Below are 4,236 nucleotides of genomic sequence, written 5' to 3'. Positions count from 1 at the left end.
GAATCCGCGGTGCGGCCGCGTCCGCCCTCAACCTCAGCAGACGCCTCGTTTGCCGGCTTGTTACCGTCAGGGCCGAGGTAAGCTATCGTAGCCGCCAGCGCCAGCAAAGCGAGCATCGGCTTGAGAGATGGCATGCTTACGTGCGTCCTGTCTGCCATCTGATGCTCTCCTTCGCAGCATATCGACATGCTTCTCAGGAAATGCGGGCGACTAAAAGCTGTTCCGTCTCAGGAACGATGTGATGGGAGGTGATCTATTTGGTGGAATAGGAATTGTTGTCAGTCGTTCCGACCATACAGCCGCGCTTCGCCTGCGTTACCCGGCTCGGAGGGGTGCTGTTGGCTGAGGGCGCTAGCGCTCGCTCGAGGATGAGGTTTGTCGATGCAATTCCCCGCACCCGGGAGCCAGGCGCCGATCTGCCCGATGAGGACCTAGAGCCGCTTGTGGCTGCCGCCGTCAGAACTTCCGCCTCCTCCTCCATCTCCGCCTTGGGCAAGCGCTAAGGTGAGTGCTAAAGCAAATGTAGCCGCAGCGAAGACAGTGAGCACTTTCACTTGGAGGCCCTACCGCGCCACATCGCAGCCGACGCCTTCGCAGAGGACGCCCTCGAACGTCATCTTAAATGGTGAGTTGTTCGGCATCCACCCGGTTAGGCGCTCGCAGCCATAGCCGCGCGTAGGCGGTTTCTCTCCTGCGTTGGGCTCGGGAAAATCAAACCAAGCTCCGATGCGCGCTTCTTCACCGCGAACTGCGAGCGCCGCATCGCGGCTGTAGCCTTCATCAGCGACACTTTTCGGTCTGCTAAGGCGCGCAGCTTTTCGTCATCCTGCTCTGTCCAGAACTTGTTCGAATTTCGCGCCACTGCTCCTCCGATCCCGTCAGGCGTTATTTCGAAGCATAATTCGGATACAGTTTGTCGGTTCCAGTGCCTGTTCGCACTCGCTCTAGGAGCAACGCCCTGGACGCCAGGCGTGCCGATTAAGGGCGATTGTCGAGTTCGACCATACGCAAGGCACGACGTCTCCCGGCACGATCTAGCGCCGCGACGACGTTGACGTCGTCAAGGATCTCCAGCAAATGATTGACAGTATCGACCGCGTCTCGGTCGCCTGGCTCGATGTAGCGGCCGAGGATCTCGCGCGATTCCCCCAGGGCGGTGACGAGCACGCCGATGTCGGTCTGCTGGCTCATCCGGCTTTCCTTTTCGGTGGAGCCTTCGACGCGGCTTTTTTCGCTGCTGCTGGCTTCTTGCCCTAGATAGGCAGCAACATCTCGCGCTGACCAGCGGCTTTCTTTGGAGCGCGCTTTGCCTTCGGGGTGGCCTTGCCTGCGTCGCCGCCTTGCAGGCTTTGCTTGAGCGCGGTCATCAAGTCTACGACGTTAGAACCCTCGCGCGCCTTGCCGTGCGGCTTGATGATAGCCCCGGACTTCTTCTGATTGATAAGGTCGACGAGCGCGGTTTCGTACCGATCCTCGAACTTTCCGGGATCAAAATCCGAAGCCTTCGATTCCACGATATGCTGAGCGAGATCCAGCATCTCCGTCGTGACCTTCACGTCCTGAATACCGTCGAAGTACTCGTCCTCGCTGCGCACCTCGTACGGGTAGCGGAGCAGGGTGCCCATCAAGCCATTCTTCAATGGCTCAAGCGCGATGATGTGCTCGCGGCTCGTCAGCACCAGCCGGCCGATGGCCACCATGTCCATCTGCCGGACGGTCTCGCGAATTACTGCGTACGCGTCGTGGCCGACCTTGCCGTCTGGCACGAGGTAATACGGACGTATGGCGTATCGCTGATCGATATCCGACTTCGGGACGAATTCATCTATTTCGATCGTGCGCGTTGATTCGAGCGCAATACTTTCCAGCTCTTCCGTTTCAACCTCGATGTATGCGTCTTTGTCGACCTTGTAGCCCTTCATGATATCTTCGGCTTCGACCTCTTCACCGGTGTCGGCGTCCACCTTGAGATATTTGATCCGGTGGCCGGTCTTACGGTTTACTTGATTGAAGCTGACCTTTTCGGCGTCGGACGTAGCCGGAAACAAAGCGACAGGGCAGGTGACAAGGGAAAGACGAAGGAAGCCAATCCAATTAGCGCGGGGGGCCATTCGATGCTCCTGATCTAATAGGCGACGGGGTCGCGCTTCGGGTGGAAGTACCTCGAGCCGCCGCTGGCGCCGTATAGATCGAGTGCCAGGCGGTGCGCCGACTGCAAATGACTTCTCACGACCGGCTCTAGATTAGGTTGGAGCAGTGCCGCCCCAAGGTGGCCGACCAGCTCGAGCAGCGCGTCGGCGTCGCTCGTAACGGCGTCATCATCTGGGACGATAGGGGGGCTGATCTCGCTCATGGCCGCAGCCTTAGCTGCATCTGCACCTCTGGGCTCACGTGCCGATGAACTAAATCCTCAAGCCAGACAGGGACGTCTTCGTACGCTAGGTCGCAACGTTCCTGGATTTCGCGTGCGATGTCTGCCGTAACGTCTCGCGACCAGTTTTCCGAGGTGTTGAAGGCTACGACGCAGAGCGGGTCGGTATATTCACCGGCCATCAGGTTTTTGATCACGGTTTCGAGATCGGTGCCGCTGATGGCGGCCTCACGCCAAACGCAACCGGTTCGGCTGCAATCAACCACCAGATATACGGTGTCATGGACGCCGCCCGGCACAAGGGAAGGGGACCAACTCATACGCAACTCCGCAACTGAACGGCGGACTCAAGCCGATCGCAATCGATTCGTTCCTGCTCTGCTCGGGGGCGACGGAACGCGACAGCTCGGGTGTTGTTGGTCGGTCGGAGGTAATTAATATGGCTTTGATGAACAAAAAAGGCACGACGGTCGTGGGAACAGACGCCGGCGCTCACGGTGAAGAGGCTAAGGCCGGCCCAAGTGACCACACCGCACTCGGCTCGCCGGAGGCTTACTCAGCGGGCGAAAGCAATGGACAGATTTCCGACGCGGATCCTCGGCCTAGCGAAGAAGACTTGCAGCGTCAGGAATTGGGCCCACGGGGCGTGCCGGGCAAAGCTGATCCGGCAAAGATGACGCCACAGCGAGACAAAAAAACGCCGCTGAGCAGCGATCCGGGACACACTGCCTGAAGTCCCTATCTTGTGCGGCCGCAGGGTAGCCATTATAGCGCGCATAACCGAACGACCCGTCGGATACCTCAGACTGCCCGGTCCGTCAGGCCGGGCTTTTTGCTGCCAGTGAACCGTCGATGATAGCGAATTGAATCCGTTGCCGGTCGGGATGTGCGGCCTGCAGAGCTTCGATTGCCTGCAGCAGCGTGCCAAAGGACTCCGTCCCCGACGGCCGTTTGGCTGAAACCGGTCCGGCCCCTAGCCCTAGCACGCCGCCGTTCGTATAGATTTCAATCAGTTGGGACATCGCCGGCACCATACCAAACGGCCCGGTCGCGTTCCGTAAGCACGCGCCGGGCCTGACCAGCAGGGATGGAGGTCAACCTGGACTGGCCTATCGTTCAATCGCACAGCATTTATAGCCGTGCAATGATTATGGTGCCGATGCGCAAACCTGGATACTCTGGCGCTTACGCTCCCAAGCGGTTTGGCCGACGGCTCGGGCCGTGTCGCGGCGTGGATGCATCATCCGCTGCATATTGGTTGGTGGGCCGTCATCGCCGTTGAGCGATTTGAGTGCGGCGATGATGTCACCGGTTCTTACTTGTCGCTCAGAGTCCGGGATTTGGCGTAGCCAAGGCTTGCCTTGGACCGCGAAAGCGTCTGACGCCCAGGTCGCCAAAATGCAGCATTTCTGCACGGTATCAAGAAACGGGTTTGCTAAGACCTCGCGGGGATGTTCAAAGGTGCTAGCCAAAAGCGAATTTGCGTGGATTTCGTAATAGGACATGGCAGATTTTGTCATGTTTGGCCTCCTAACTCCTTTCGTTTAAAGGCAGAAAGGAATTTAGGTCCCGCTCAACTTCCGTCAAGACTCTGCGGGTTTTTCGCCGATCGCTCATGAGTGTTTCGGTCCGCGTCCCGGTTCGATTGCGCCGGTCTCGCGCAGACCGGCTCGGACGTCCCGTATTCCTGGGAACTTCAAGCCGAGCGCGCGGGCTTTCTTTTGAACCGAGCTGGTGTGCCTATCGAGCGCTGCGGCCGCACGAGAGAGCGTCGCTCCATCCTCAGAGAGCTTCACCAGCTTCAATGAATCTTCGTCGGTCCAACGGCGGGTAAGCAATTTTCTTGGCATGTGGGAGAGCATCGA

The 4,236-nt window shown here is 58.9% G+C and carries 8 protein-coding genes; 1 reads left to right on the top strand and 7 read right to left on the bottom strand.

Annotated elements, in window-relative coordinates; genetic code table 11:
* Positions 1-649: 649 nt before the first annotated feature.
* The 4 genes from ACIQ17_RS31555 to ACIQ17_RS31540 all read right to left on the bottom strand — a co-directional run bounded on the left by ACIQ17_RS31555 (position 650) and on the right by ACIQ17_RS31540 (position 2,691).
* Positions 650-862, bottom strand: coding sequence for a hypothetical protein (locus tag ACIQ17_RS31555; protein ID WP_398473458.1), 213 nt, complete (start codon positions 860-862; stop codon positions 650-652).
* Positions 863-978: 116 nt separating this feature from the next.
* The gene (locus tag ACIQ17_RS31550) at positions 979-1,191 is read right to left on the bottom strand and encodes a hypothetical protein (RefSeq protein ID WP_398473457.1); all 213 of its coding nucleotides are present in this window, start codon (positions 1,189-1,191) and stop codon (positions 979-981) included.
* A 62-nt stretch (positions 1,192-1,253) separates the two neighbouring features.
* Complete coding sequence (locus ACIQ17_RS31545) at positions 1,254-2,111, bottom strand: Ku protein (protein WP_398473456.1); 858 nt, start codon at positions 2,109-2,111, stop codon at positions 1,254-1,256.
* A 238-nt stretch (positions 2,112-2,349) separates the two neighbouring features.
* Complete coding sequence (locus ACIQ17_RS31540) at positions 2,350-2,691, bottom strand: fibronectin type III domain-containing protein (protein ID WP_398473455.1); 342 nt, start codon at positions 2,689-2,691, stop codon at positions 2,350-2,352.
* 119 nt (positions 2,692-2,810) lie between these two features.
* Between ACIQ17_RS31540 and ACIQ17_RS31535 the strand changes: the two genes are divergently transcribed.
* Entirely contained in the window at positions 2,811-3,104 is a 294-nt protein-coding gene (locus tag ACIQ17_RS31535; protein WP_398473460.1) for a hypothetical protein, read from the top strand.
* 85 nt (positions 3,105-3,189) lie between these two features.
* Here ACIQ17_RS31535 and ACIQ17_RS31530 read toward each other — a convergent pair whose 3' ends face one another.
* The 3 genes from ACIQ17_RS31530 to ACIQ17_RS31520 form a co-directional block, all read right to left on the bottom strand.
* Positions 3,190-3,393 carry a hypothetical protein gene (locus ACIQ17_RS31530; protein ID WP_398473453.1) on the bottom strand — a complete coding sequence of 68 codons (204 nt, stop codon included), beginning with the start codon at positions 3,391-3,393 and terminating at the stop codon, positions 3,190-3,192.
* A 126-nt stretch (positions 3,394-3,519) separates the two neighbouring features.
* Positions 3,520-3,891: a hypothetical protein gene (locus ACIQ17_RS31525; RefSeq protein ID WP_398473452.1), complete on the bottom strand. Its 372-nt coding sequence runs from the start codon at positions 3,889-3,891 to the stop codon at positions 3,520-3,522.
* Positions 3,892-3,984: 93 nt separating this feature from the next.
* A partial coding sequence (locus ACIQ17_RS31520; RefSeq protein ID WP_398473451.1) for a hypothetical protein occupies positions 3,985-4,236 on the bottom strand: 252 nt, incomplete at its 5' end.

The sequence above is a fragment of the Tardiphaga sp. genome (genome assembly GCF_044340795.1).
Taxonomy (GTDB): Bacteria; Pseudomonadota; Alphaproteobacteria; order Rhizobiales; family Xanthobacteraceae; genus Tardiphaga.
Note: the sequence above shows the minus strand (reverse complement) of the source record. Positions and strands in the feature narration are given on the sequence as shown.

Coding starts and splice junctions, on each gene's coding strand:
- ACIQ17_RS31550 (WP_398473457.1), bottom strand. CDS start 1,191: ATGAGCCAGCAGACCGACATCGGCGTGCTCGTCACCGCCCTGGGGGAA.
- ACIQ17_RS31545 (WP_398473456.1), bottom strand. CDS start 2,111: ATGGCCCCCCGCGCTAATTGGATTGGCTTCCTTCGTCTTTCCCTTGTC.
- ACIQ17_RS31540 (WP_398473455.1), bottom strand. CDS start 2,691: ATGAGTTGGTCCCCTTCCCTTGTGCCGGGCGGCGTCCATGACACCGTA.
- ACIQ17_RS31535 (WP_398473460.1), top strand. CDS start 2,811: ATGGCTTTGATGAACAAAAAAGGCACGACGGTCGTGGGAACAGACGCC.
- ACIQ17_RS31530 (WP_398473453.1), bottom strand. CDS start 3,393: ATGTCCCAACTGATTGAAATCTATACGAACGGCGGCGTGCTAGGGCTA.
- ACIQ17_RS31525 (WP_398473452.1), bottom strand. CDS start 3,891: ATGACAAAATCTGCCATGTCCTATTACGAAATCCACGCAAATTCGCTT.